The following is a 25,758-nucleotide window of genomic DNA, read 5'->3' on the forward strand; positions in this document are numbered from 1 at the left end:
GCAGAGATTATTCATCTCCACTGAGCTGTTGATGGCAATTAGGAATTTTTCAGATTTTATTAATATTTTTGGAATCAATGCATTAACGCATCACGCTGTGCACCAGCAGGTTAATCGCGCCGCCACCGACAATCAGCCAGATGAAAAGCACCAGCGCCATCAGCAGCGGTTTCGCACCGGCTTTTTTCAGCGCACTGACGTGGGTGGTCACCCCCAGCGCCGCCATGGCCATCGCCAGCAGCACGGTATCCAGCGTCACCAGCATATCGACCACGGCTTTCGGCAGCAGGTGGAAGGAGTTGAAAATCGCCACCACGATAAACAGGATCGCAAACCACGGAATGGTGATTTTACTTTTCTCGCTGCCGCCCGCCGGAGCCAGCTGTTTAACCCGCGCGGCCAGGAAAATCAGGAACGGCGCAAGCATCATCACGCGCAGCATTTTGGCAATCACCGCCGCGTTTTCAGCTTCCGGGTTAATCGCGTGACCTGCTGCGACCACCTGAGCCACTTCGTGCATGGTTGAGCCAATATAGATGCCATAGGTTTCCGGGCTGAACCAGTGGGCCACCAGCGGATACATCGCCGGGTAGAGGAAAATCGCCACCGTACCGAAGATTACTACCGTCGCCACCGCCACGGTCACTTTGCTGGCTTCGGCCTTCACGACAGGTTCCGTTGCCAGTACCGCCGCAGCGCCGCAAATACTGCTGCCTGCGCCGATTAACCAGCTGGTTTGCTTATCCAGACCAAAGACTTTCTGGCCGATAAAGCAGGCCAGTAAAAAGGTACTGGTCAGCGTCAGGACATCGATGGCGATCCCGCTGACGCCAACGTCGGCAATCTGCGAAAAAGTGAGACGAAAGCCGTAGAGAATGATTCCGAGACGCAGCAGGTGCTGTTTGGCGAAGATCACGCCGCCGTCACAGGATTTCCAGATATGTGGGTAAACGGTGTTACCCACGACCATGCCGAGCAATATCGCCAGCGTTAAGGCGCTAAAACCTGCACCGGCAACGGCGGGAATGCTTCCGCCCCATAACGCCACGCCGGTCACCGCGGCGCTGAGCGCAAGACCCGGCACGAAGTGCCACAATGTACGATGATGCTGTAAGGTGAGTTCTGACATAACCTTCTCCTTTGTCTGGCTAAAGGTTACGGCGCTCTGGCTTAAAAATAAAATTGATTATATACTTATAATCAATCTATATAAGTGGTAAGCAACCATGCACATTACATTGCGCCAGCTGGAAGTCTTTGCCGAAGTGCTGAAAAGCGGGTCGACGACGCAGGCATCGCAGATGCTGGCGCTCTCGCAATCTGCGGTCAGCGCAGCCCTGACCGACCTCGAAGGTCAGCTGGGCGTTCAGCTTTTCGACAGGGTAGGGAAGCGCCTGGTGGTCAACGAGCACGGGCGCCTTCTCTACCCGCGCGCGCTGGCCTTGCTGGAGCAGGCTATCGAAATCGAACAGCTGTTCCGCGAAGACAACGGGGCGATCCGCGTCTATGCCAGCAGCACCATCGGGAATTACATCCTGCCGGAAGTGATTGCCCGCTACCGTCGGGATTTTCCCACCCTGCCGCTGGAAATGAGCGTCGGTAATAGCCAGGACGTCATCAACGCGGTGATCGATTTCCGCGTGGATATCGGTCTCATCGAAGGTCCCTGCCATAACGTCGATATCATTGCCGAGCCCTGGCTGGAGGATGAGCTGGTGGTCTTTGCGTCCCCGGCCTCGTCTTTATTACAGGGCGAAGTGACGCTGGAGCGGCTGGCACAGGCGCAGTGGATCCTGCGTGAGCAGGGCTCCGGCACGCGGGAAATTGTCGATTACCTGCTGCTGTCCCATCTGCCGCATTTCCAGCTGGGGATGGAGCTGGGGAACTCAGAGGCGATTAAGCACGCGGTGCGTCATGGCCTGGGCATCAGCTGTCTTTCACGGCGGGTCATTGCTGAACAGCTTGAGACGGGGTCGCTGGTGGAAATTCCCGTTCCGCTCCCGAAACTGGTGCGCACGCTGTGGCGCATTCACCATCGTCAGAAACACCTCTCCAGCTCGCTGCAGCGTTTTCTGCGCTATTGCGAAATCTAAACGCGTCCCTCACCCCAATGGGGAGAGGGAAAAATTATGCTTTACTTATAATCCTGGCCGCGTCATGAAGCTCTCTTATAACTGAGTATTTCTGCCGGAAGGAATCCGGATCGTCTGCTACAATCGCGCCTCATTTATTAAATGGACAGCATTTTCATATGGTTTCAGAAATTAAAACCACAGAAGCGCCCACGCTCCGTCGTGAACTCAAGGCGCGTCACCTGACGATGATCGCCATTGGCGGTTCAATCGGTACAGGTCTTTTCGTTGCCTCTGGCGCAACGATTTCGGCAGCAGGCCCGGGTGGGGCGCTTTTCTCTTATATCCTGATTGGCCTGATGGTGTACTTCCTGATGACCAGTCTGGGCGAACTGGCCGCGTACATGCCGGTGTCAGGTTCGTTTTCGACCTACGGTCAAAAATACGTTGAAGAAGGTTTCGGCTTCGCGCTGGGCTGGAACTACTGGTACAACTGGGCGGTCACCATCGCCGTTGACCTCGTCGCTGCACAGCTGGTGATGAACTGGTGGTTCCCGGATACGCCGGGCTGGATCTGGAGCGCACTGTTCCTGACCGTCATCTTCCTGCTGAACTACATCTCCGTACGCGGTTTCGGCGAAGCGGAATACTGGTTCTCTTTGATCAAAGTGGCAACCGTCATCATCTTTATCGTCGTCGGTGTGGCGATGATCGTTGGTATTTTCAAAGGTGCTGAACCTGCGGGCTGGAGCAACTGGACAACAGGCGATGCGCCGTTTGCCGGTGGTCTTTCGGCAATGATTGGCGTGGCAATGATTGTCGGCTTCTCCTTCCAGGGGACTGAACTGATTGGTATCGCTGCCGGTGAGTCTGAGAACCCGGAAAAAAATATTCCGCGTGCGGTTCGTCAGGTCTTCTGGCGTATCCTGCTGTTCTACGTGTTCGCGATCCTGATTATCAGCCTGATCATTCCATACACCGATCCAAGCCTGCTGCGCAATGACGTCAAAGACATTAGCGTCAGCCCGTTCACGCTGGTCTTCCAGCACGCCGGTCTGCTGTCTGCGGCGGCAGTGATGAACGCCGTGATCCTGACCGCCGTGCTTTCTGCCGGTAACTCCGGGATGTACGCATCCACCCGTATGCTCTACACCCTGGCCTGCGACGGTAAAGCCCCGCGTATCTTCGCGAAACTGTCCCGCGGCGGCGTTCCACGTAACGCGCTGTACGCAACAACGGTAATCGCCGGTCTGTGCTTCCTGACCTCCATGTTTGGCAACCAGACGGTATACCTGTGGCTGCTGAACACCTCGGGGATGACGGGCTTTATTGCCTGGCTGGGGATTGCCATTAGCCACTACCGTTTCCGCCGTGGCTATGTCAAACAGGGCTATGACATTAACTCGCTGCCGTATCGTTCCGGCTTCTTCCCGCTGGGGCCTATTTTCGCCTTCATTCTGTGTCTGATTATTACGCTGGGACAGAACTATGAAGCGTTCCTGGCGGATACCATTGACTGGGGCGCCGTCACGGCAACCTACATTGGTATTCCGCTGTTCCTCGTCATCTGGTTTGGTTACAAACTGACGAAAGGAACACACTTCGTTCGCTACAGTGAAATGGAATTCCCGGAACGATTTAAACAATAACCGCACTCCCTCTCTTTTAACCCGCTCATTCGAGCGGGTTTTTTTATCCTTGTACGCTGAAACAAAGATATATTTTTTAACAATTTAATTGATAATAATTATCGTTTGCTTTATCGTTATCAAAAATAAGCGTGTCACCGACCCACCGCAGATGTGGGCGGCCAGGAAGACGCTGTGAGTGATGATTTGATGTAGTTGTATTTACCTCATGGAGATATGGAATGTTTAGGTTGAATCCCTTCGTCAGGGGAGGACTTTGTGCGTCCGCAATGTCCCTGGCCCTGCCTGTTATCGCAGCAGAATCCGGCGACACTATGGTTGTAACGGCCTCCGCGACCGAGCAAAACCTGAAAGATGCGCCAGCCAGCATCAGCGTGATTACGCAGGAAGATTTGCAGCGCAAACCCGTTCAGAACCTGAAAGATGTGTTACGGGATGTGCCGGGCGTACAACTCACGAGCGAAGGGGACAACCGTAAAGGGGTAAGTATTCGCGGTCTGGACAGCAGCTATACGCTGATCCTGGTCGACGGCAAGCGCGTTAACTCCCGCAACGCGGTGTTCCGCCATAATGATTTTGACCTCAGTTGGGTGCCGGTTGACGCCATCGAACGAATCGAAGTGGTGCGCGGGCCGATGTCCTCGCTTTATGGCTCCGACGCGCTGGGCGGCGTGGTGAACATTATCACCAAAAAAATCGGTCAGAAGTGGACGGGCACCCTGAGCGCCGATTCCACGATTCAGGAACATCGCGACCGTGGAGACACTTACAACGGTCAGTTTTACACCAGCGGTCCGCTGGTGGACGGTCTGCTGGGGCTGAAAGCCTACGGTAGCCTCGCGAAGCGTGAGAAAGACGGCCAGCAGAAATCCTCTACCACGGCGAGCGGTGAAACGCCGCGCATCGAAGGCTTCACGAGCCGCGATGCTAATGTCGAATTCGCCTGGACGCCGTCTGAAAATCACGACTTTACGGCGGGCTATGGTTTCGACCGTCAGGATCGCGACTCGGATTCCCTCGACAAAAACCGCCTTGAGCGTCAGAACTACTCCCTCAGTCACAACGGTCGCTGGGGCATCGGCAACAGCGAGCTGAAGGTATACGGCGAGAAGGTTGACAACAAAAACCCGGGCAACAGCAACCCTATCACCTCCGAGAGTAACGCAGTGGACGGGAAATACGTGCTGCCGCTGGGCGAAATCAACCAGTTCCTGACCTTCGGCGGTGAATGGCGTCACGATAAGCTGAAAGATCCGGTCAACCTGACTGGCGGTTCCAGCAGCAGTACCTCGACAAGCCAGTATGCTCTGTTCCTGGAGGATGAGTGGCGTATCTTTGAACCTCTGGCGCTGACCACCGGTATCCGTATGGATGACCATGACACCTATGGCGATCACTGGAGTCCGCGGGCGTATCTGGTGTATAACGCGACCGATACCGTAACGGTGAAAGGGGGCTGGGCTACCGCGTTTAAAGCGCCGTCACTGCTGCAGCTGAGCCCGGACTGGGTCAGCGGCTCATGCCGTGGTGCCTGTGAAATTGTCGGTAACCCGGACCTGAAACCGGAAACCAGTGAGAGCTTCGAATTCGGTCTCTACTACAGCGGGGAAGAGGGCTGGTTAGAGGGCGTGCAGGCCAGCATTACCACCTTCCAGAATAATGTGGATGACCGCATCAGCATTAGCCGTACGGCCAATGTGAAGCAGGCCCAGAGCTACCCTAACTACGTTGGCCTGAATGCGGACGGTGAACCGATTTTCCGCTATTACAACGTTAACAAGGCGCGTATCCGCGGGGTGGAGACGGAGCTGAAATTCCCGCTGGCGGAAGAGTGGAAAGTGACGCTGAACTACACCTATAACGATGGTCGTGATATCAGTAACGGCGGCAACAAACCGCTGTCCGATCTGCCATTCCACACGGCCAACGGTACCGTTGACTGGCAGGCGACCCAGGACTGGTCGTTCTACGTTCAGGGCAACTACACCGGCGAGAAACGCGCGTTGACCAGCAGTGCCCCTACGCCGGGTGGCTATGTCATCTGGAATACCGGTGCGGCGTGGCAGGCAACGAAAAGCGTTAAGCTGCGCGCGGGCGTGCAGAACCTGCTGGATAAAGACCTGAGCCGTGATGATTACAGCTATACAGAAGATGGCCGTCGTTACTTCGTGGGTGTGGATTACAGGTTCTGATCCAGTCAGGTGCCGGGTGGCGGCTGCGCCTTACCCGGCCTACAAAAAGGCACAAGCTTGCAGGCCCGGTAAGCGAAGCGCCACCGGGCAAAAAAGGCCGCACTTACCCGAACAAATGCTCTGCATGGAAGCGGAGATGATCCTCAATAAAGGATGCGATGAAGTAATAGCTGTGATCGTATCCCGGTTGAATACGCAGCGTCAGCGGCCAGTCTTTCTGGCGTGCCGCTTCTGCCAGCACCGCGGGCTGTAGCTGCCCGGCAAGGAACTGATCCGCATCTCCCTGATCGATAAGGATAGGAAGGGCATCTTCCGGTTTGCTGTTCAGCATCAGCGCACAGCTGTCCCATGCCAGCCATTTTTCCGTATCGTCACCCAGATAGTGGGTAAAGGCTTTTTGCCCCCATGGCACCTGGGTGGGGTTCACGATAGGCGCAAATGCCGACACGCTGACGTATTTTCCTGGGTTTTTCAGCGCCAAGATCAGCGCCCCGTGACCGCCCATCGAGTGGCCGCTGATCGCGCAGCGCTGGCTGACCGCAAACTGAGACTGCACGAGGGCAGGAAGTTCATCGCGAATGTAATCATACATACGGTAGTGGCGCGCCCAGGGCAGTTCGGTAGCATTCAGATAAAAGCCGGCGCCTTTGCCCAGGTCGTATTCCGTATCGTCGGCCACATCATCGCCACGTGGGCTGGTGTCAGGCATGACCAGCGCAATACCCAGTTCGGCAGCAATACGCTGCGCGCCCGCTTTGGTGGTGAAGTTTTCATCGTTGCAGGTCAGGCCGGAAAGCCAGAACAGAACCGGCGGGTTTTCCGTCGCGGGCAGGAAAATGCTGAACGTCATCGCACAGTTCAGAACGGTGGAGTCGTGCCGCCAGCGCTGCTGTCGACCTTCAAAACAACGGTGCTCTTCGAGCAGTTCCATGCTGGGCTCCTTAATGAGAATGTGCAGTCATAAAACCCATAATACAGCGTTTTCATTAACCTGTGAGCAACTTTCACTTTCGTCAGACGACGAGATGCTGCATCATAAATTTACTTTTCTTTAACATTTGGAGCGTTCATGGCGCTGCGTATTGCGCTCAGTGGGTTCGTCGTTCTGGTGGTGGCAATGGGAATCGGGCGCTTTGCCTTTACCCCTCAGGTGCCGCTGATGATAGCTGCCGGGCAGCTTACGCTGACCAGCGCGGGTCTGGTGGCGGCGATGAACTATCTGGGCTATCTGGTGGGCGCGTGGGATGCGATGCGCGCCCACCGCTTTGTTGAAATGCGTCTCTGGCTGGGCATCGCGGGGGCGGTGGCGTTGACGCTGCTCTCCGCCGCGGCGGATAACGCCGTTGTACATGGCCTGCTGCGCTTTGTGATTGGCTGCATGAGCGGCTGGTCTATGGTGCTGATTGCTGCCTGGACCAACGAACGACTGGGCCAGCTGGGCAAACCGGGCCTGAGCGCCGCTGTGTTTGCCGGGCCCGGAGCAGGCATTGCCCTGAGCGGGCTGCTCGCCGTCTATATTCAGGCGAAATCCCTTTCGGCCGGTGCGGCATGGCAAATTTACGGCGTGCTGGCGCTGGTGTTGATTGCGCTGGTGGCACGCTACCTGCCGCGAGCCGGACAACTTCATCGACCCGGCACCGCACCGGAGCCGCTGGTACTGACGGCAGATTTAAAACGCCTGGTCTGGAGCTACAGCCTGGCCGGGTTTGGGTACATTCTGCCGGCGACCTTTTTATCGCAAATGGCGGCCGTACGTTTTCCCGGCAGCCTGTTTGCCCAGTTCGTCTGGCCGATTTTTGGTCTCGCCGCCGTGGTGGGCATTGCGCTCAGCATTCTTTTGCGCCATACCTCAACGGCTAACCGCCGGCTGGCTATCGTGCTGTGGCTTCAGGGGGCCGGCGTGCTGGCGGCCTGGCTGCTGGCCGGAATTGGCGGATTGCTGACAGGCGGGCTACTGGTGGGCGGCGGGTTCCTCTGCGCCGTTCAGCTCTCGCTGCTGTACGGCCGCGAACTGGCTCCGGAGCACACGCGGTATATGGCCGGTTTGCTCACGACCGGGTATGCCATAGGCCAGCTGGTAGGGCCGGTAACCTCAGCGTTATCGACCTGGCTTACCCACCGGCTGGAGCCTGCGCTGGGCCTGGCGGGCGTTGCGCTGTTCGTCGGCGGTGCCCTGGTGTGGAATCGTCACGCTGAAAGGCAACAGCAATTGCAATAATTATCGTCGTGAATACTGGATTATGTGCGCGGCCTCACGCACAATGAGCGCATACTTTTGCCACAACGAGGGCAAAAGACGCCACACCTGCAGGAGAACAAAATGTCATCACTCAGTAAAGAAGCTGCCCTGGTCCATGAAGCCCTGGTTGCGCGCGGTCTTGAAACGCCACTGCGTCCGCCCGTTCAGGATATGGACAATGAAACCCGCAAGCGTCTGATTGCCGGTCATATGACCGATATCATGGAGCTGCTGAATCTCGATCTGAGTGACGACAGTCTGATGGAGACGCCGCACCGCATCGCGAAAATGTACGTCGACGAAATTTTCTCTGGCCTGGATTACGCCAACTTCCCGAAAATTACCGTCATCGAAAATAAGATGAAAGTGGATGAGATGGTGACGGTGCGTGATATCACGCTGACCAGCACCTGCGAACACCATTTCGTCACTATCGACGGTAAAGCGACCGTGGCGTATATCCCCAAAGATACGGTGATTGGCCTGTCGAAGATCAACCGCATTGTGCAGTTCTTTGCGCAGCGTCCACAGGTGCAGGAGCGTCTGACGCAGCAGATCCTGACCGCGCTGCAAACGTTGCTCGGCACCAATAACGTGGCCGTCTCAATCGACGCGGTTCACTACTGCGTGAAAGCGCGCGGCGTGCGTGATGCCACCAGTGCGACTACCACTACCTCGCTGGGTGGGCTGTTTAAATCGAGCCAGAATACCCGCCAGGAGTTCCTGCGCGCCGTTCGTCACCACAACTAAGTCTTACAGGGCAGGGACCATGGAGCGAAACGTCACGCTCGATTTTGTTCGCGGCGTCGCCATTCTCGGTATCCTGCTGCTCAATATCAGCGCCTTCGGTCTGCCGAAGGCGGCCTATCTTAACCCTGCGTGGTATGGCGACATCACGCGCAGTGATGCCTGGACATGGGCGATCCTCGATCTCTTCGCGCAGGTCAAATTTCTTACGCTCTTTGCCCTGCTGTTTGGCGCAGGCCTGCAGCTCCTCCTCAGGCGCGGCACGCGCTGGATCCAGTCGCGTCTGACGCTGCTGGTTATTCTCGGGTTTATCCACGGGCTGTTCTTCTGGGATGGCGATATTCTCCTCGCGTATGGCTTAGTCGGGCTCATCTGCTGGCGTCTCATTCGCGATGCGCACAGCGTAAAAAGCCTCTTTAACACCGGCGTAATGCTCTATGTTATGGGGCTGGCTGTGCTGCTGCTGTTGGGGATGATCTCGGGCGAGGCGACAAACCGTTCCTGGATCCCGGATGCCGCAAACCTGCAGTACGAGCAATACTGGAAGCTGAAGGGCGGTACGGAAGCAATAAGCAACCGTGCGGATATGCTGGGCGATAGCCTCCTTGCGCTGGGCGCGCAATACGGCTGGCAGCTGGCGGGAATGATGCTGATGGGCGCGTCACTGATGCGCACCGGCTGGCTGAAAGGCGAATTCAGCCTGCGCCACTATCGCCGCACCGGCACCGGGCTGGTGCTGCTCGGCGTGCTGATTAACCTTCCGGCGGTGATGGCGCAGTGGCACCTTCACTGGGATTACCGCTGGTGCGCTTTCCTGCTCCAGGTACCGCGTGAGCTGAGCGCACCGTTCCAGACCATCGGCTATGCGGCGCTGATCTATGGCTTCTGGCCGACGCTTTCTCGCCTGTGGATGGTCAGCGCTATCGCCTGCGTGGGGCGCATGGCGTTAAGCAATTACCTCCTGCAAACGCTTATCTGCACCACGCTTTTCTATCGCTTTGGTCTGTTTATGAAATTCGACCGCCTCGAACTGCTGGCGTTTGTTATCCCGGTCTGGGCGGTAAACCTGGCGTTTTCTGTTCTCTGGCTACGCTATTTCCGCCAGGGGCCACTGGAGTGGGTGTGGCGTCAGTTAACCGCACGTGCTTCAGGGATATCATTGAAAAATACATCCAGATAACGATCTGGATCACAATCATTAACAAAACGGATGTAAGCGTTTTCATGAGTGTGAGCTTCTTCACGTAGTCCCCTTTCTCTCACTGCCAAAATAGCCACCTTGCTAAACACAGGGGGTGTCTGTGAGTTGCTGCAATCCTTTGAAGGATGGTGAATATGATCACCATTCGTGACGTCGCCCGTCAGGCGGGCGTTTCTGTGGCTACCGTCTCGCGTGTCCTGAACAACAGCGCGCTGGTTAGCCCTGAAACCCGTGAAACCGTAATGAAAGCCGTGACTCAGCTTGGGTACCGGCCAAATGCCAATGCCCAGGCGCTTGCAACGCAGGTCAGCGACACCATCGGCGTGGTGGTGATGGATGTATCGGACGCCTTTTTTGGTGCGCTGGTGAAAGCGGTCGATGTGGTCGCCCAGCAGCATCAGAAATATGTCCTGATCGGCAATAGCTATCATGAGGCGGAAAAAGAGCGCTATGCCATCGAAGTGCTGATCCGTCAGCGCTGTAACGCCCTGATCGTTCACTCTAAGGCCCTGAGCGACGAAGAGTTAATCGGGTTTATGGATCAGATCCCGGGCATGGTGCTGATTAACCGCATCGTTCCGGGCTATGCCCACCGCTGCGTCGGGCTGGATAACGTCAGCGGCGCGATGATGGCCACCAAAATGCTCATCAACAACGGCCATCAGCGGATCGGTTATCTGGCCTCCAGCCACCAGATTGAAGATGATGAACTGCGGCGCGAGGGGTGGCAGAACGCCCTGAAAGAGCATGGCATTACGCCATCCGAGAGCTGGGTTGGGACCGGTACGCCGGATATGCAGGGCGGTGAGGCGGCAATGGTGGAGCTGCTGGGCCGCAATCTTCAGCTTTCAGCGGTGTTTGCCTATAACGACAGCATGGCGGCCGGGGCCCTGACGGCGCTGAAAGATAACGGTATTGCGGTGCCACAGCATTTATCACTCATTGGTTTTGACGATATCCCGATTGCCCGTTACACCGACCCGCAGCTGACAACGGTGCGTTACCCTATAGCCTCTATGGCGAAACTGGCGACTGAACTGGCGTTACAGGGGGCAGCAGGGCTACTGGATCCGGGGGCAACACATTGTTTCATGCCGACTTTAGTACGTCGTCACTCCGTTGCGGCCCGGCAAATTGTGGTTCCGATCACTAACTGATTACATGGGGTGATGTAACCGTTTTCAATCTGTGAGTAAATTCACAGTATCTTAACAAGGCGCTGACTATGATGTCAGCGTTTTAGGGGCTGAAACGCTATGTAACAGTGATTATTCACTTTCACTATAGCCAACGTGCCGCAAACAACGAATAAAACGCATTTCTGGAGCGTTACCGAACACGGAAGATAGAAATTTTATAAGTGAACTTCGGCTGTCAGTAACGTTTTATTAACACCTGCCCGCCGATCGTTATTCACAAGAACTACCCTGCATAAAAAAAACCGGAGATACCATGAATAAGAAGGTGTTGACTCTGTCTGCTGTAATGGCAAGCATGCTTTTTGGTGCAGCAGCGCACGCTGCGGATACCCGTATTGGTGTGACCATCTATAAATACGACGACAACTTCATGTCTGTTGTGCGTAAAGCAATTGAGAAAGATGCTAAAGCAGCGCCAGACGTTCAGCTGCTGATGAATGACTCCCAGAACGACCAGTCCAAACAGAATGACCAGATCGACGTTCTGCTGGCGAAAGGCGTGAAAGCCCTGGCCATCAACCTGGTTGACCCGGCGGCAGCAGGCACGGTGATTGAAAAAGCGCGCGGCCAGAACGTGCCGATCGTCTTCTTCAACAAAGAACCTTCCCGTAAGGCGCTGGACAGCTACGACAAAGCGTATTACGTCGGTACCGACTCCAAAGAGTCCGGCATTATTCAGGGCGATCTGATCGCGAAACACTGGGCGGCAAACCCGAACTGGGACCTGAATAAAGACGGTCAGATTCAGTTTGTGCTGCTGAAAGGCGAACCTGGCCATCCGGATGCGGAAGCCCGTACCACTTACGTTATCAAAGAGCTGAACGACAAGGGTCTGAAAACCCAGCAGCTGGCGTTAGATACCGCGATGTGGGACACCGCTCAGGCGAAAGATAAGATGGACGCGTGGCTGTCCGGTCCTAACGCCAACAAAATTGAAGTTGTTATCGCCAACAACGATGCGATGGCAATGGGTGCGGTAGAAGCGCTGAAAGCTCACAATAAATCCTCCATCCCGGTATTCGGCGTGGATGCGCTGCCAGAAGCGCTGGCGCTGGTTAAATCCGGTGCGATGGCCGGTACCGTGCTGAACGATGCCAACAACCAGGCGAAAGCGACCTTCGATCTGGCGAAAAATCTGGCCGATGGCAAAGGTGCGGCAGACGGCACCAACTGGAAGATTGATAATAAAATCGTTCGCGTACCTTACGTGGGCGTAGACCAGTCCAACCTGGCTGAGTTTATCGGTAAATAAGAGCATTAAATTGTCTTCACTGGGCGCAATTCGTTGCGCCCTTTTATAACGCGATATGCGAGGCCAACAAGGTATAATTATGGTCAGCACAACTACTCCGTCATCCGGTGAATACCTGTTGGAAATGAACGGTATCAACAAGTCATTTCCCGGCGTTAAGGCACTCGATAACGTTAATTTAAAAGTTCGTCCTCACTCTATTCATGCTTTAATGGGGGAGAACGGTGCGGGTAAATCAACATTATTAAAATGCCTTTTTGGGATCTATCAAAAAGATTCTGGCAGCATTCTTTTTCAGGGGAAAGAGATCGATTTCCATTCAGCGAAAGAAGCACTGGAAAACGGTATCTCGATGGTTCACCAGGAATTAAACCTGGTACTGCAGCGTTCAGTTATGGATAACATGTGGTTGGGACGTTATCCCACCAAAGGTGTTTTTGTCGATCAGGACAAAATGTATCGGGACACCAAAGCGATTTTCGATGAGCTGGATATTGATATCGATCCGCGCGCCCGCGTGGGAACATTATCCGTATCCCAGATGCAGATGATCGAAATTGCTAAAGCCTTCTCCTATGATGCGAAAATCGTCATCATGGACGAACCGACATCGTCACTGACGGAAAAAGAGGTTAATCACCTTTTTACTATTATCCGTAAGCTTAAAGACCGCGGCTGCGGCATTGTGTATATCTCCCACAAAATGGAAGAGATCTTCCAGCTGTGTGATGAGATAACCATTTTGCGCGACGGTCAGTGGATTGCCACGCAGCCGCTCGAAGGGCTGGACATGGACAAGATCATCGCCATGATGGTTGGCCGTTCCCTGAACCAGCGCTTCCCGGACAAAGAAAACAAACCGGGTGAAGTGATCCTCGAAGTCCGCAACCTGACTTCGCTGCGTCAGCCCTCTATCCGCGATGTCTCCTTCGACCTGCACAAGGGTGAAATCCTGGGCATTGCCGGTCTGGTGGGGGCAAAGCGTACCGACATCGTGGAAACCCTGTTTGGCATTCGTGAGAAAGCCGAAGGCACGATTACGCTGCACGGCAAAAAGATTAACAACCACAACGCCAACGAAGCCATTAATAATGGTTTTGCGCTGGTGACGGAAGAGCGTCGTTCGACCGGTATTTATGCGTATCTGGATATTAACTTTAACTCGTTAATTTCTAATATTCGGAATTATAAAAACAAAGTCGGGCTGCTGGATAACTCCCGCATGAAGAGCGATACCCAATGGGTTATTGACTCCATGCGCGTGAAAACGCCAGGGCACCGCACTCAGATCGGTTCGCTTTCGGGCGGTAACCAGCAGAAAGTCATTATCGGCCGCTGGTTATTAACCCAGCCGGAGATTCTGATGCTGGATGAGCCTACCCGCGGTATTGACGTCGGCGCGAAGTTTGAAATTTATCAACTGATTGCCGAGCTGGCGAAAAAGAATAAAGGGATCATTATTATTTCTTCCGAAATGCCGGAATTGTTAGGGATCACAGATCGTATTCTGGTTATGAGCAATGGTCTCGTTGCCGGTATTGTTGACACCAAAACGACAACGCAAAACGAAATTTTGCGTCTTGCGTCTTTGCACCTTTAAGATCAGGGGCTCCTCATGAGTGCGTTAAATAAAAAAAGTTTTCTCACTTACCTGAAAGAAGGCGGTATTTACGTTGTTCTTTTAGTACTGCTGGCCATTATCATTTTCCAGGACCCTACGTTCTTAAGCCTGTTGAACCTGAGTAACATTCTGACCCAGTCCTCCGTGCGTATTATCATTGCGCTGGGCGTAGCGGGCCTGATCGTCACCCAGGGGACAGACCTTTCTGCCGGTCGCCAGGTCGGCCTGGCGGCGGTTATCGCGGCAACCCTGCTGCAGTCGATGGAAAACGCCAACAAGGTCTTCCCGGAAATGGCCACCATGCCCATTTTCGTGGTGATCCTGATTGTCTGCGCCATTGGTGCGGTGATTGGTCTGATCAACGGTATTATCATCGCCTACCTGAACGTGACGCCATTTATCACCACGCTGGGTACGATGATCATCGTTTACGGTATCAACTCCCTGTACTACGACTTTGTCGGTGCGTCTCCTATTTCGGGCTTTGACAGCGGCTTCTCAAGCTTTACGCAAGGGTTTATCGCGCTGGGCAGCTTCCGCCTGTCGTATATCACCTTCTATGCCCTGATTGCGGTGGCCTTCGTCTGGATCCTGTGGAACAAAACGCGCTTTGGTAAAAACATTTTCGCTATCGGGGGTAACCCGGAAGCGGCGAAAGTCTCCGGCGTAAACGTTGCCCTGAACCTGCTCATCATCTATGCCCTGTCCGGGGTGTTCTACGCCTTCGGCGGGATGCTGGAAGCGGGCCGTATCGGCTCAGCAACCAACAACCTTGGCTTCATGTATGAGCTGGATGCGATCGCAGCCTGCGTGGTGGGCGGCGTCTCCTTCAGCGGTGGTGTGGGTACCGTACTCGGCGTGGTGACCGGTGTGATCATCTTCACCGTCATCAACTACGGGCTGACCTATATCGGCGTAAACCCGTACTGGCAGTACATCATCAAGGGCGCCATCATCATCTTCGCGGTCGCGCTGGATTCACTGAAATACGCGCGTAAGAAGTAAGCCTCACTCCTCTCCTGCGGCCCGCTCAACGAGCGGGCTTTTTTATGCCCTACGCCAGATTAGACTCCTCCCGGGTTACAATGCGCTCAAACCAGTCGAGTTCTGAGAGCTTGCAGGCAACCCACTGTTCAGAAAAGGCCTCACCCAGGCTGTCAGTGAGATATTGACAGCGGGCGAAGGTCTCAATCGCTTCCTGCTGAAACAGCGGCAGGTCGGGTTGGTCCTGCTGCGGTTCAGCCAACGCCTCCTCGTCGATATTTTCCAGCCCGTACAGCATGCCGGTCAGGAGGGTTGCAACCACCAGATAGGGATTGGCATCAGCCCCGGCCAGACGGTACTCAATGCGACGGTTGCTGTCATCCGAGCAGGGGATCCGCAGGGCGGCGGTACGGGTGTTATAACCCCAGGAGTGAAAGAGGGGTTCCGTCAGGTTTTTACGCAAACGACGAAACGCGTTGACGCCCGGGGCAAGAATGGCGACGGAGGCGGGCATCAGCGCCAGCTGGCCCGCGATACATAAACGCATCATGCTGTTAAGCGCATTCACCGGTGAGGCAAAGAGGTTGTTGCCGCGGCTGTCGTTGAGGCTGAAGTGGACGTGAAAACCGCTGCCCGAGAGCTGGCTGAAAGGCTTGGCCATAAAGTTGGCCTGCAGGCCGTGTTTTTCCGCCGCGTATCGGGCCAGGCGGCGTAGCGCCAGCACGTTATCACAGACCTCAACAACGTGATGGCTATGCTTCAGGTTTAATTCGTACTGACCGGACTCGGCTTCCGCCACGATCCCGGTGAGCGGAATGCGCTGAAGGTGTGCCAGTTGTTCCAGTTCGTCAAACAGCGCCGCGTGCGCGCTCGGGGTATCCATATGAAAGCAGCCCTGATTTTGCGCATCCTGTCGCCACTGTTCCGTCAGGTAGAACTCGATTTCCGGGGCAATAACCGGGAAGAGCCCGTGCTGGTGGAAGCGGGAAAGTACAGTTTGCAGGATCACACGCGGCTCAAGCGGGCAGGGTTTCTCGTCGCTGTCTTTCATCGTCAGCAGGATCTGCGCGTTGTGCTGTGGATCGTGTGGACAGGGACGCAGGGAGCCGGCGACGGGGACGCAAAGGCGGTCGGGTTCATCAGGCAGCGAGGCGGCGATTTGTCCTTTCTGGTCCATCGAATAGACGGAAAGCGGAAAATAACAGCCGTTTTCCAGCGTCAGCGTGCTTTCTACCGAGAGGCGTTTGCCGCGCATCGTGCCGTTGATATCGTTCAGATAAACGTCAACGTGCTTCGTCTGCGGGTAGCGTTCCAGGTAATCGGCCACCTCCACGGCAATGTTGTGCTGCAGGGCATCAATTTTTTCATCAAGCCAGAGGCCGGAATTCAGTGTGCCGGGGAGGGATAAACCGGGAAAGTTAAAATACGGGCGGAGACTTTTCAGGAAAAACGCATTCATTATCGAGTTCATAGTCATTCTTCAATGAAGCCGTAGCGGCAGTGAACTCAGCGTAAAAGAGCCGGCGTAAAGGCGGGATAAAAAGCGTCGCGCCCGGCGTAAAGAAAGTATAAAGGCGGGCTATTTTTTCTCTTTTTTCTGCATATCAAGCAGTTGCTCTGGCGTCACCGCCGGGTAACCCTGAGCGTCTTCAGGCACTTCATGCATCGCCGGAATCGGCACCAGCGGGCCTAAGAAGCGCGGTTCGCGTTTGAAAATATAGAGGTCTGCCAGGGCGCCAAAGCGGGCGCCAAATTCGCGAACGCGCACGCTGAGCATATCTTTTGGCGATGGCACCGCGTAGCACTGCGCCTGAATACCCATATGCAGGGCGATAAACAGCGCGCGCTCGCAGTGGAAGCGCTGGGTGATGATGATGAAGTCGTTGGTGTCGAAGACTTTGCGCGTGCGCACGATGGAGTCGAGGGTGCGGAACCCGGCGTAGTCGAGGACGATATCAGCAGGGTCCACCCCCGCGGCAATCAAATCCTTACGCATCGTCACCGGTTCGTTATAGCTTTGCAGGGCGTTATCCCCGCTTAACAGCAGGTAGTTCACTTTGCCGCTGTTGTAGGCGTTCAGCGCGCCCTGGATGCGGTAACGGTAATACTGGTTGATGACGCCGGTGCGGTAATACTTGGCGGTGCCGAGCACTACGCCCACCTGACGATAGGGCAGGTCTTGCAGGTCATCAAAGATGTAAGGGGCGGTTTTCCAGCTCATCCAGCGGTCGAGACCGAGCACGATCAACAGCAGTATGCCGACCAGGACAGACAGGCTGTAAAACACGCGCTTTAACATGCAGATGGCTCGTACCGAAGATGAAATTTAACTCAGGCTACTTTACCCGCCTGGTTAGCGCAAGAAACAGCGACTCAACTGAGGGGTTTTTCAGCAAACTGGCGGGCATTTCTGCCCGCCGGAAGGAATCAGGCAAGCAGTACGCGGTCAATCGTCGTACAGCCCAGCGCCTTGAGCGTCGCGGCGGTGGCATCCCACTGAATCAGCGGCGCATCGGCTCTCTCTGCCAGAATGGCGCGCTGAATGTCAGGATAGTCATAGCCGTTCAGGCTCAGCAGGTTGAGGGCGCCCTGCAGCGGCGGCAGCGTTGGGTTAAACGCCGCGTTCTCCGCATAGCTGCCGCTAAAGATGCGCCCATCGCGGCACTGTAGCGCCACCCCGCTCGGGGACTTGCTGTACGGGGTATGGCTCTTGTTGGCAGCGCGAATGGCCGCCTGGGACAGGTCATCGCCGGACAGGGCGAAACCGTGGTCCTGCTCGTCCATCAGCAGCGTTTTGATCTCCAGATCTTTCGGGCCAAACGCGTCTGGCAGGTAATCCGCTAGCGTGTGCGGCGCGCGGCCCGGCAGGTTGATGCGCAGCTGCAGACCGCTGTTCAGCTCGTTCATGAACTGACGGCAGTGACCGCAAGGGGTGTAGTTCACGGTAATGGCGCTCAGTGCTTTTTCACCGCGCAGCCAGGCGTGGCTGATGGCGCTCTGCTCGGCGTGAACGGTTTGCTGCATGGTTGCGCCCAGAAATTCCATATTGCCACCGAAGTACCAGGTACCGCTGATCCCGCGTGCAATGGCACCGACGTTGAAGTGGGAAAGATCGGCCCGCGCGCAGGCGGCGGCCAGGGGCAGCAGTGCGAAAGCCAGCGCGTCTTCGTCCAGTCCCGTTGCCTGTTTCAGCATCGTGACCTGCTCAGCCGTCAACAGGGCGGGGAAGTGTGCATCTGCCAGAACGGGAGCCAGGGCTGACTGCAAATTCTCTGCAAGCTGGGCGAAAGCAGCTTGAAAACGTGGGTGCATGGCGTTTGCCTCATAAAGGTTAATGGATCGGTAGTTTACGGAGCCGTCAGGGCTTTATATGTGATCCATTTCTCATTATGTATGCAACTTATGAAATCAAAATGAAATTTGCGCGACGCATCGCAAATTTTAGCCCATCACCGCCAGAATCAGCGGGAAAATAAACGGGGCCAGCAGGGAGGTGATAATCCCGCAGATCACCAGCGCCAGGGAGCTAAACGCCCCTTCCTGATAATCCAGCTCCGCGCAGCGGGCGGTGCCCAGCGCATGCGAGGCGGTACCCATCGACAGTCCCCGGGCAGCCTTCGTATGGATACGCATGGCGTTCAGCAGGGTATGACCAAATACCGCGCCAAGAATGCCAACGAAAATCACGCACATTGCGCTGATGGCCGGAATACCGCCGAGGCTGCCGCCGACCGCCATCGCGATAGGCGTGGTCACCGATTTCGGCAGGATAGACGCCGCAATCTGCGGGGAAGCCCCCATCAACAGCGCCACCGATGTCCCCGTAATCATTGCCACCAGGCTGCCGACAAAACAGATGGTGATGATGGATTTCCAGCGAGCACGGATCTGGTGCAGCTGTTCATATAAAGGAAACGCCAGCGCGACAACGGCGGGCTGCAGCAGGTCGTTGAGGATTTTGCTGCCAGCAAAGTAGCGTTCGTAAGGAATGCCGGTGAGCAGCAGGAACGGGATAATCACCACCATCGCCACCAGCAGCGGGTTCAGCAAGGGCATTTTGAAACGTGCGGCAAGTTTACGTGCGGCGAAGAACACCACCAGGGTTAACGGCAGCGACCACCAGATATTGGCTATCATTTTTTTGTTTTCTCCCCGATCACGTTGCGTTCACCATGCACCAGATGCGAACTCCAGCTCACCACCAGGAAAACCACCAGCGTACTGACCGCGCAGGAGACCACGATCGGGCCGAACTGGGCTTTAAGCAAATCAAAATACTGCATCACCCCGACGCCGATAGGCACGAAAAGCAGCGCCATATAGCGAATAAGGACAAAGCAGCCGGGGTTGACCCACTTTGCGGGCAGAATTTGCAACGCCAGCAAAACAAAGAGGATCAGCATACCGATAATGCTGCCGGGAATAGTAATGGGCAGCAGCGACGCGATGAAAATCCCGGCATACAGGCAGGCATAAATCAGGACGAATGCGCGCAGATATTGCCAGATAATGTTCAATGATTTACTCATGGTGAAAGTCCTTGCTGAAACGAATTCATCATACAATTAAACCTGAAAATGTGCCACGGATCACATCATGAAATTTGAGCATACCAGACATTCCTGAATGGAACGTCGTGCTTTCCACATACCCGGAGAGCAGATACTATAGCGCGTCTTTTTTTACAGGTACTGCTATGCGTGTTTTACTGGCCCCAATGGAAGGCGTGCTCGACTCCCTCGTGCGCGAGCTTCTGACCGAGGTGAACGATTACGATCTCTGCGTGACGGAGTTTCTGCGCGTGGTCGATATGTTGTTGCCGGTAAAATCCTTCTTCCGCCTGTGCCCCGAGCTGCACAACAACAGCCGGACCTCTTCCGGCACGCTGGTGCGTATTCAACTGCTCGGTCAGTATCCGGAATGGCTGGCGGAAAACGCCGCTCGTGCGGTTGAACTGGGCTCTTACGGCGTGGATCTCAACTGCGGCTGCCCGTCGAAGCTGGTGAACGGCAGCGGCGGCGGAGCGACGTTGCTGAAAGATCCGGAGCTGATTTATCGCGGCGCGAAAGCAATGCGTGAGGCCGTGCCTTCGCATTTGCCGGTGACGGTTAAGGTGCGCCTGGGGTGGGACAGCGATGCCCGGCAATTTGAAATCGCCGATGCGGTGCAGCAGGCCGGGGCTACCGAGCTGGTGGTGCATGGCCGCACCAAAGAGGATGGCTATAAAGCCGAGCGCATTAACTGGCAGGCGATTGGTGAGATCCGCAAACGTCTCTCCATTCCGGTGATCGCCAACGGCGAAATCTGGGACTACGAGAGCGCGCAGGCCTGTCTGAACGCCACCGGCTGCGATGCGGTGATGATCGGCCGCGGGGCGCTGAATGTGCCCAACCTCAGCCGGGTGGTAAAATATAACGAGCCGCGTATGCCGTGGGCAGATGTCGTCACGCTGCTGCAAAAATACAGCCGTCTGGAAAAGCAGGGCGATACCGGTTTGTATCACGTGGCGCGAATTAAACAGTGGCTGAGTTATTTACGCAAAGAATATGATGAAGCGCTGGGGTTATTTCAGGAGATCCGGACATTACAAACCTCCGCTGATATTGCCCGGGTAATTCAGTCGAAGTAATTAATTCATTTGATGAATAATTTTCTGTTTATGTAAATGTATAACAATTTACGGATTGCCACGCATTACTAAAAAAACAAATAACATCAAGCGTAATTTGCGCCTTTCTTTTTTGAGTCTATGGCGTAATGAAACGTTCTTTTATTTTATCTCTGAGTGCTCCCCTCGCGTTTGTACTGGTTGCCTGTGCGCCGGAACATGCCACGGTTTCCCCTCTCCAGGCCCGGACGGTAACGGCGTCGGTTAATACGGTTTTGCATCATCAGGACTGGCCGAAAAATGAGTGGTGGAAGGCGTATAACGATCCCCAGCTTAACCGTCTTATTGCAAAAGCATTGAACGATGCGCCGGATATGCAGATTGCCCGCCAGCGTATTACGCTTGCCGAAGCCCAGGCAAAAGCCACGCTGGCTGCCGACGGTCCGCAGATGGATTTTTCAGCGGATACCGAACGTCAGAAAATGTCCGCCGAAGGGCTGATGGGGCCCTTCGCTATTACTGACCCGGCGGCAGGTACCACCGGGCCGTGGTACACCAATGGCACCTTTGGCCTGACCGCCGGCTGGGATCTCGACCTGTGGGGAAAAAATCGCGCGCAGGTGGAGGCCAGAATAGGCAAAGTCAATGCGCAAAAAGCGGAGCTTGAACAAACCCGTCAGCTGCTGGCCAGCAGCGTGGCGCGGCTCTACTGGGAGTGGCAAACCCAGGCCGCCGCGGAGGATGTACTCGGGCAGATTAAACGCGAACAGGACAATATCATCGGGGCTGACCGCGAGCTGTATCTGCATGGGATTACCTCCTCCGTAGAGGGCGTCGAAACGGATATCAACGCCAGCAAAACCGAAGAGCAGATGGCTGAGGTGAGCGGCAAGATGAAAGCCATAGAGGCGCGTCTGGTCGCGCTGACCAATTCATCCACTTTAACACTTACCCGGCACGCCTTGCCGACGGTGGAAGCCTCGTTACCCTCGACGCTGGGATACGAACTGCTGGCACGCCGTCCGGATCTGCAGGAGGCGCACTGGTACATCGAAGCCTCCATGAGTGAGGTGGAGGCCGCCAGAGCGGCATTTTATCCTGACGTGAACCTGATGGCCTTCTTACAGCAGGATGCCCTCCACCTCAGCGATCTGTTCCGCGCTTCCGCGCAGCAGATGGGCGTGACCGCCGGGCTGACGCTGCCCATTTTCGACAGCGGCAGGCTGAACGCCAGCCTGGATATCGCGCAGGCGCAGAACAATCTCTCGGTGGCGAACTACAACAAAGCGGTGGTGGAGGCGGTTAATCAGGTGGCGCGCACGGCCAGTGACGTCGAAACGCTGACCGCGAAAAACCGTCATCAGCAACAGGTGGAAAAAGATGCGGCACGGGTGGTAGCGCTGGCGCAGGCGCGTTTTAGCGCGGGAATGATTGCCGGCTCCCGGGTCAGTGAAGCCAGAATCCCGGCGCTTAAAGAGCATCTCGCCGGATTAATGCTGAAAGGTCAGTACGTTGACGCCACGCTGCAGCTGACCTCAGCCCTGGGCGGTGGCTATCATCATGGCTAAAAAAGGCCATTATCTATACTTACCTCTTTGCTGTTTTTCAGGAGGTGAGTATGACCAGAGTAGCGATTGTTACCGCATCGGATTCCGGGATTGGTAAAACCACGGCGCTGATGCTGGCTGAGCGCGGGTTTGATATTGGTGTCACCTGGCACTCAGATGAAAACGGGGCGCTGAACACCTGCCGTGAAATCGAAGCGCAGGGCCAGCGTGCAGAGGCTATCCATCTTGATTTAAGTACTCTGCCGGACGGCGCTGAGGCGATAGAAACGCTGATTGCGCGTTTTGGTCGACTGGACGTGTTAGTCAATAATGCCGGGGCGATGGCCAAAGCGCCGTTTCTGGATATGCCGTTTGACGACTGGCGGAAAATTTTCACCGTCGATGTGGACGGCGCGTTTCTCTGCTCGCAGATAGCGGCACGTCAGATGGTGAAGCAGGGGGAAGGGGGGCGGATTGTGAATATCACCTCGGTCCATGAGCACACGCCGCTGTCGGAGGCCAGCGCCTATACCGCAGCAAAACATGCGCTGGGCGGGTTAACGAAGTCCATGGCGCTGGAGCTGGTTAAGCACAACATTCTGGTGAATGCCGTCGCGCCGGGGGCGATTGCCACACCTATGAATGACATGGATGACAGCACGGTGAAAGAAGGTTCATTGCCGGAAATCCCGCTGGCAAGACCGGGGTATACCAAAGAGATCGCAAGCCTCGTGGCGTGGCTGTGCGATGGCGACGCCAGCTATACCACCGGGCAATCGTTTATTGTCGACGGAGGATTTATGCTGGCGAATCCGCAGTTTAAGCCGGAGGGGTAGGTTTCCCCTCACCCTAACCCTCTCCCAAAGGGAGAGGGAACTAAAAACGCCCTCACTCCTCGTCCCGCCTCTTTTCCCGATGCTTCAGCCACAGCCTGACCCCAATCACCGCCCCGACCACCAGAATCAACCACGCCCAGTGTTTCAGGTGCTGGTCGAGATTATGCAGCCACGGGCCAATCACTTCGCCCCCCACGTAACCGAGCGTGGTAAAAATCAACGCCCAGGCAACAGCGCCAATAATATTGAGCGGCAGGAAAATTTTAGGCGGCAGGCGGCTCGCCCCAATCAATATCGGCCCTATGATTCGAAAGCCGTACATAAAGCGGGTGCCAATCACAAACAGGTAAGGGTGGCGCTGGATCAGCCGTTGCGCTCTGCGGATCTTCTTTTGATGCTTAGCAAAACGTTGCAGCAACGCAGGCCCGAAACGCAGTCCCAGAAAATAGAGCAGCTGATCGCCAATCATGCCGCCCAGCGCGACGGCGGCAACCACCAGCGGGAATTTTAGCAGCCCCTGATGTGCGGCGACGCCGCCCAACAGCGTGATGGTTTCACCTTCTGCCACGCTCCCGACCACCAGCGCAGCGTATCCGTATTGTTCAATAAATCCGTTGATATCCATTACGTCAATATCATCTCCCTTAGTATGTCTCGCTTAATCATATACCCCATGAATCAACAGCGGGGAAATCAACGGAAATTTCCCACTGTACATAAAATAATCTAAAGCCTGCATTATACTTAAGGTATCGATGACGGGCCGACAACAAGGGGGCGCTATGAACCATGTCTGGGGACTTTTCTCCCATCCCGATCGTGAAATGCATGTCATTAAAAGTGAGAACGAAACGGTCTCGCATCATTACACGCACCATGTGCTGCTGATGGCTGCGGTGCCGGTAATATGCGCTTTTATTGGAACAACACAAATCGGCTGGAACTTCGGGGACGGCACCGTGGTTCAGCTCTCCTGGTTTACCGGGCTTTACCTAGCCATTCTCTTCTATGGCCTGATGCTGGCGGGGGTGGCGGTGATGGGGCGCGTTATACACTGGATGGCGCGTAACTACCCGCAACGTCCATCGCTGGCGCACTGTATGGTCTTCGCCGGATATGTCGCGACCCCGCTGTTCTTAAGCGGTATTGTTGCGCTCTATCCACTGGTCTGGTTGTGCGCGCTGATCGGTACCATTGCCCTCTTTTACACCGGTTATCTGCTGTATCTGGGGGTCCCAACCTTCCTCAATATCAATAAAGAAGAGGGCCTGAGCTTCTCCAGTTCAACGCTCGCCATCGGCGTGCTGGTCCTGGAGGCGCTACTGGCGCTGACGGTTATTCTTTGGGGTTATGGATACCGTCTCTTCTGAGTTCACTGCATTGCTGGCGTAAATGCCAGCAATGCAGCATCTGTTCACGATTATCCGCTGGCGACAACGCCCGGTGACCGCTATGATGCCGAAGCCAGCCTGTGTTTCACCGTTGACACAGGCGGTGTACGTCATTACGTGCGTGAATAATTATCAGAAGTCTCACCATGCTGAAATTCCGAGTCTCTTTACTTAGCCTGGCGCTGTTGCTGGGCGCGTCCGCTGCCGTGCCAGCCGTCGCCAAAACGCCCGCGGTGACCACCGCTGCTGCCCAGCCGCAAATTGCCTCCGGCAGCGCGATGATTGTTGATCTCAACACTAATAAGGTGATTTACGCCAGCCATCCGGACCTGGTACGCCCGATCGCCTCGATTACCAAATTAATGACCGCGATGGTGGTGCTTGATGCCCATCTGCCGCTGGACGAAAAGCTGAAAGTGGATATCAGCCACACGCCGGAGATGAAAGGGATCTACTCTCGCGTGCGTCTGAACAGTGAAATCAGCCGGAAAAATATGCTGCTGCTGGCGCTGATGTCGTCTGAAAACCGTGCGGCGGCGAGCCTTGCGCATCACTATCCTGGCGGCTATGACGCGTTTATCCGCGCGATGAACGCCAAGGCCAAAGCGCTGGGTATGAACAATACGCATTATGTTGAACCGACGGGTCTGTCGATCAACAACGTCTCCACGGCGCGCGATCTGACGAAACTGCTGATTGCCAGCAAACAGTACCCGCTGATTGGACAGCTTAGTACCACCCGTGAAGAGATGGCGACCTTTGCAAACCCGGCCTATACGCTGCCGTTCCGCAACACTAACCATCTGGTTTATCGGGATAACTGGAATATTCAGTTAACGAAAACCGGTTTTACCAACGCGGCAGGGCACTGTCTGGTGATGCGCACGGTGTTTAACGGTAAGCCTGTGGCGCTGGTGGTGATGGATGCCTTCGGCAAATATACCCACTTCGCCGACGCGAGCCGTCTGCGCACCTGGATTGAAACGGGAAAAGTTCAGCCTGTGCCGGCTGCGGCATTGACGTATAAAAAGCAGAAAGCGGAACAGATGGCGACGGCGCAGAACGACTGACGCTGATGCCCTCACCCCGACCCTCTCCCACAGGGCTGAGGAATCCCCACAAAATAATGTCTGCACAGTCGACCCCCTCTCCCTTGAGGGAGAGGGCTAGGGTGAGGGGGGAACATACGACTGTGGAGGTAATTCCGTTCACTTTGTGTA

At 55.4% G+C, this 25,758-nt stretch carries 23 protein-coding genes; 15 read left to right on the top strand and 8 right to left on the bottom strand.

Annotation, left to right across the window (positions count from 1 at the left end; genetic code table 11):
• Window positions 1-82: 82 nt before the first annotated feature.
• On the bottom strand, window positions 83-1,129 hold the full coding sequence (locus EKN83_RS18410; protein ID WP_047959108.1) for a YeiH family protein: 1,047 nt from the start codon (window positions 1,127-1,129) through the stop codon (window positions 83-85).
• Window positions 1,130-1,226: 97 nt separating this feature from the next.
• On the opposite strand from EKN83_RS18410, the gene yieE reads away from it, so the two are divergent.
• From yieE to cirA, 3 genes are all read left to right on the top strand, one after another.
• Window positions 1,227-2,093, top strand: a complete 867-nt coding sequence (yieE, locus tag EKN83_RS18415; RefSeq protein WP_025756268.1) for a DNA-binding transcriptional regulator YeiE — start codon at window positions 1,227-1,229, stop codon at window positions 2,091-2,093.
• Window positions 2,094-2,251: 158 nt separating this feature from the next.
• Window positions 2,252-3,721, top strand: coding sequence for an amino acid permease (locus EKN83_RS18420; protein ID WP_025756267.1), 1,470 nt, complete (start codon window positions 2,252-2,254; stop codon window positions 3,719-3,721).
• A 221-nt stretch (window positions 3,722-3,942) separates the two neighbouring features.
• Window positions 3,943-5,913: a catecholate siderophore receptor CirA gene (cirA, locus tag EKN83_RS18430; protein WP_126801431.1), complete on the top strand. Its 1,971-nt coding sequence runs from the start codon at window positions 3,943-3,945 to the stop codon at window positions 5,911-5,913.
• Window positions 5,914-6,016: 103 nt separating this feature from the next.
• Here cirA and fghA read toward each other — a convergent pair whose 3' ends face one another.
• The gene (fghA, locus tag EKN83_RS18435) at window positions 6,017-6,844 is read right to left on the bottom strand and encodes an S-formylglutathione hydrolase (RefSeq protein WP_126801432.1); all 828 of its coding nucleotides are present in this window, start codon (window positions 6,842-6,844) and stop codon (window positions 6,017-6,019) included.
• A gap of 138 nt (window positions 6,845-6,982) precedes the next feature.
• On the opposite strand from fghA, the gene EKN83_RS18440 reads away from it, so the two are divergent.
• From EKN83_RS18440 to mglC, 7 genes are all read left to right on the top strand, one after another.
• On the top strand, window positions 6,983-8,131 hold the full coding sequence (locus EKN83_RS18440) for a YbfB/YjiJ family MFS transporter (protein WP_126801433.1): 1,149 nt from the start codon (window positions 6,983-6,985) through the stop codon (window positions 8,129-8,131).
• A 102-nt stretch (window positions 8,132-8,233) separates the two neighbouring features.
• A complete protein-coding gene (gene folE / locus EKN83_RS18445) occupies window positions 8,234-8,902 on the top strand; it encodes a GTP cyclohydrolase I FolE (RefSeq protein WP_025756263.1) in 669 nt (222 codons plus the stop codon).
• Window positions 8,903-8,921: 19 nt separating this feature from the next.
• A complete protein-coding gene (yeiB, locus tag EKN83_RS18450) occupies window positions 8,922-10,079 on the top strand; it encodes a DUF418 domain-containing protein YeiB (protein ID WP_025756262.1) in 1,158 nt (385 codons plus the stop codon).
• Window positions 10,080-10,234: 155 nt separating this feature from the next.
• A complete protein-coding gene (gene galS, locus EKN83_RS18455) occupies window positions 10,235-11,257 on the top strand; it encodes an HTH-type transcriptional regulator GalS (protein ID WP_047959102.1) in 1,023 nt (340 codons plus the stop codon).
• Between the two features lie 295 nt (window positions 11,258-11,552).
• Complete coding sequence (mglB, locus tag EKN83_RS18460) at window positions 11,553-12,551, top strand: galactose/glucose ABC transporter substrate-binding protein MglB (RefSeq protein WP_008500923.1); 999 nt, start codon at window positions 11,553-11,555, stop codon at window positions 12,549-12,551.
• Between the two features lie 79 nt (window positions 12,552-12,630).
• Entirely contained in the window at window positions 12,631-14,151 is a 1,521-nt protein-coding gene (mglA, locus tag EKN83_RS18465) for a galactose/methyl galactoside ABC transporter ATP-binding protein MglA (RefSeq protein WP_025756261.1), read from the top strand.
• A gap of 15 nt (window positions 14,152-14,166) precedes the next feature.
• Window positions 14,167-15,177, top strand: a complete 1,011-nt coding sequence (gene mglC / locus EKN83_RS18470; RefSeq protein WP_045285165.1) for a galactose/methyl galactoside ABC transporter permease MglC — start codon at window positions 14,167-14,169, stop codon at window positions 15,175-15,177.
• Window positions 15,178-15,226: 49 nt separating this feature from the next.
• Here the strand turns inward: mglC and EKN83_RS18475 are convergent, their stop codons facing one another.
• The 5 genes from EKN83_RS18475 to EKN83_RS18495 all read right to left on the bottom strand — a co-directional run bounded on the left by EKN83_RS18475 (window position 15,227) and on the right by EKN83_RS18495 (window position 19,685).
• A complete protein-coding gene (locus tag EKN83_RS18475) occupies window positions 15,227-16,615 on the bottom strand; it encodes a glutamine synthetase family protein (RefSeq protein ID WP_126801436.1) in 1,389 nt (462 codons plus the stop codon).
• A 120-nt stretch (window positions 16,616-16,735) separates the two neighbouring features.
• Complete coding sequence (sanA, locus tag EKN83_RS18480) at window positions 16,736-17,455, bottom strand: outer membrane permeability protein SanA (protein ID WP_014884561.1); 720 nt, start codon at window positions 17,453-17,455, stop codon at window positions 16,736-16,738.
• Window positions 17,456-17,583: 128 nt separating this feature from the next.
• On the bottom strand, window positions 17,584-18,468 hold the full coding sequence (gene cdd / locus EKN83_RS18485) for a cytidine deaminase (RefSeq protein ID WP_094919123.1): 885 nt from the start codon (window positions 18,466-18,468) through the stop codon (window positions 17,584-17,586).
• A 129-nt stretch (window positions 18,469-18,597) separates the two neighbouring features.
• Window positions 18,598-19,293 carry a CidB/LrgB family autolysis modulator gene (locus tag EKN83_RS18490; RefSeq protein WP_025756257.1) on the bottom strand — a complete coding sequence of 232 codons (696 nt, stop codon included), beginning with the start codon at window positions 19,291-19,293 and terminating at the stop codon, window positions 18,598-18,600.
• Window positions 19,290-19,685, bottom strand: a complete 396-nt coding sequence (locus EKN83_RS18495) for a CidA/LrgA family protein (RefSeq protein ID WP_014884558.1) — start codon at window positions 19,683-19,685, stop codon at window positions 19,290-19,292. Before EKN83_RS18495 ends, EKN83_RS18490 begins: the two co-directional genes overlap by 4 nt.
• A gap of 167 nt (window positions 19,686-19,852) precedes the next feature.
• Between EKN83_RS18495 and dusC the strand changes: the two genes are divergently transcribed.
• The 3 genes from dusC to EKN83_RS18510 all read left to right on the top strand — a co-directional run bounded on the left by dusC (window position 19,853) and on the right by EKN83_RS18510 (window position 23,147).
• Complete coding sequence (gene dusC / locus EKN83_RS18500; protein ID WP_025756256.1) at window positions 19,853-20,785, top strand: tRNA dihydrouridine(16) synthase DusC; 933 nt, start codon at window positions 19,853-19,855, stop codon at window positions 20,783-20,785.
• 128 nt (window positions 20,786-20,913) lie between these two features.
• The gene (mdtQ, locus tag EKN83_RS18505) at window positions 20,914-22,332 is read left to right on the top strand and encodes a multidrug resistance outer membrane protein MdtQ (RefSeq protein WP_126801434.1); all 1,419 of its coding nucleotides are present in this window, start codon (window positions 20,914-20,916) and stop codon (window positions 22,330-22,332) included.
• Between the two features lie 50 nt (window positions 22,333-22,382).
• Entirely contained in the window at window positions 22,383-23,147 is a 765-nt protein-coding gene (locus tag EKN83_RS18510) for an SDR family oxidoreductase (protein ID WP_126801435.1), read from the top strand.
• 52 nt (window positions 23,148-23,199) lie between these two features.
• On the opposite strand, the gene EKN83_RS18515 is transcribed toward EKN83_RS18510, so the two are convergent.
• Complete coding sequence (locus tag EKN83_RS18515; RefSeq protein WP_025756253.1) at window positions 23,200-23,772, bottom strand: DedA family protein; 573 nt, start codon at window positions 23,770-23,772, stop codon at window positions 23,200-23,202.
• A 157-nt stretch (window positions 23,773-23,929) separates the two neighbouring features.
• Here EKN83_RS18515 and EKN83_RS18520 point away from each other — a divergent pair, with 157 nt between their 5' ends.
• A complete protein-coding gene (locus EKN83_RS18520) occupies window positions 23,930-24,517 on the top strand; it encodes a Yip1 family protein (protein ID WP_013097942.1) in 588 nt (195 codons plus the stop codon).
• Between the two features lie 167 nt (window positions 24,518-24,684).
• Window positions 24,685-25,608, top strand: coding sequence for a D-alanyl-D-alanine endopeptidase (gene pbpG / locus EKN83_RS18525; protein ID WP_014884552.1), 924 nt, complete (start codon window positions 24,685-24,687; stop codon window positions 25,606-25,608).
• Window positions 25,609-25,758 lie beyond the last annotated feature (150 nt).

The sequence above is a fragment of the Enterobacter sp. WCHEn090032 genome (genome assembly GCF_003986875.1).
Taxonomy (GTDB): Bacteria; Pseudomonadota; Gammaproteobacteria; order Enterobacterales; family Enterobacteriaceae; genus Enterobacter; species Enterobacter sichuanensis.

Coding starts and splice junctions, on each gene's coding strand:
- folE (WP_025756263.1), top strand. CDS start 8,234: ATGTCATCACTCAGTAAAGAAGCTGCCCTGGTCCATGAAGCCCTGGTT.
- mglA (WP_025756261.1), top strand. CDS start 12,631: ATGGTCAGCACAACTACTCCGTCATCCGGTGAATACCTGTTGGAAATG.
- cdd (WP_094919123.1), bottom strand. CDS start 18,468: ATGCACCCACGTTTTCAAGCTGCTTTCGCCCAGCTTGCAGAGAATTTG.
- mdtQ (WP_126801434.1), top strand. CDS start 20,914: ATGAAACGTTCTTTTATTTTATCTCTGAGTGCTCCCCTCGCGTTTGTA.
- galS (WP_047959102.1), top strand. CDS start 10,235: ATGATCACCATTCGTGACGTCGCCCGTCAGGCGGGCGTTTCTGTGGCT.
- pbpG (WP_014884552.1), top strand. CDS start 24,685: ATGCTGAAATTCCGAGTCTCTTTACTTAGCCTGGCGCTGTTGCTGGGC.
- dusC (WP_025756256.1), top strand. CDS start 19,853: ATGCGTGTTTTACTGGCCCCAATGGAAGGCGTGCTCGACTCCCTCGTG.
- EKN83_RS18475 (WP_126801436.1), bottom strand. CDS start 16,615: ATGAATGCGTTTTTCCTGAAAAGTCTCCGCCCGTATTTTAACTTTCCC.
- EKN83_RS18495 (WP_014884558.1), bottom strand. CDS start 19,685: ATGAGTAAATCATTGAACATTATCTGGCAATATCTGCGCGCATTCGTC.
- yeiB (WP_025756262.1), top strand. CDS start 8,922: ATGGAGCGAAACGTCACGCTCGATTTTGTTCGCGGCGTCGCCATTCTC.
- EKN83_RS18410 (WP_047959108.1), bottom strand. CDS start 1,129: ATGTCAGAACTCACCTTACAGCATCATCGTACATTGTGGCACTTCGTG.
- sanA (WP_014884561.1), bottom strand. CDS start 17,455: ATGTTAAAGCGCGTGTTTTACAGCCTGTCTGTCCTGGTCGGCATACTG.
- mglB (WP_008500923.1), top strand. CDS start 11,553: ATGAATAAGAAGGTGTTGACTCTGTCTGCTGTAATGGCAAGCATGCTT.
- EKN83_RS18420 (WP_025756267.1), top strand. CDS start 2,252: ATGGTTTCAGAAATTAAAACCACAGAAGCGCCCACGCTCCGTCGTGAA.
- EKN83_RS18440 (WP_126801433.1), top strand. CDS start 6,983: ATGGCGCTGCGTATTGCGCTCAGTGGGTTCGTCGTTCTGGTGGTGGCA.
- EKN83_RS18510 (WP_126801435.1), top strand. CDS start 22,383: ATGACCAGAGTAGCGATTGTTACCGCATCGGATTCCGGGATTGGTAAA.
- yieE (WP_025756268.1), top strand. CDS start 1,227: ATGCACATTACATTGCGCCAGCTGGAAGTCTTTGCCGAAGTGCTGAAA.
- EKN83_RS18515 (WP_025756253.1), bottom strand. CDS start 23,772: ATGGATATCAACGGATTTATTGAACAATACGGATACGCTGCGCTGGTG.
- EKN83_RS18490 (WP_025756257.1), bottom strand. CDS start 19,293: ATGATAGCCAATATCTGGTGGTCGCTGCCGTTAACCCTGGTGGTGTTC.
- cirA (WP_126801431.1), top strand. CDS start 3,943: ATGTTTAGGTTGAATCCCTTCGTCAGGGGAGGACTTTGTGCGTCCGCA.
- fghA (WP_126801432.1), bottom strand. CDS start 6,844: ATGGAACTGCTCGAAGAGCACCGTTGTTTTGAAGGTCGACAGCAGCGC.
- mglC (WP_045285165.1), top strand. CDS start 14,167: ATGAGTGCGTTAAATAAAAAAAGTTTTCTCACTTACCTGAAAGAAGGC.
- EKN83_RS18520 (WP_013097942.1), top strand. CDS start 23,930: ATGAACCATGTCTGGGGACTTTTCTCCCATCCCGATCGTGAAATGCAT.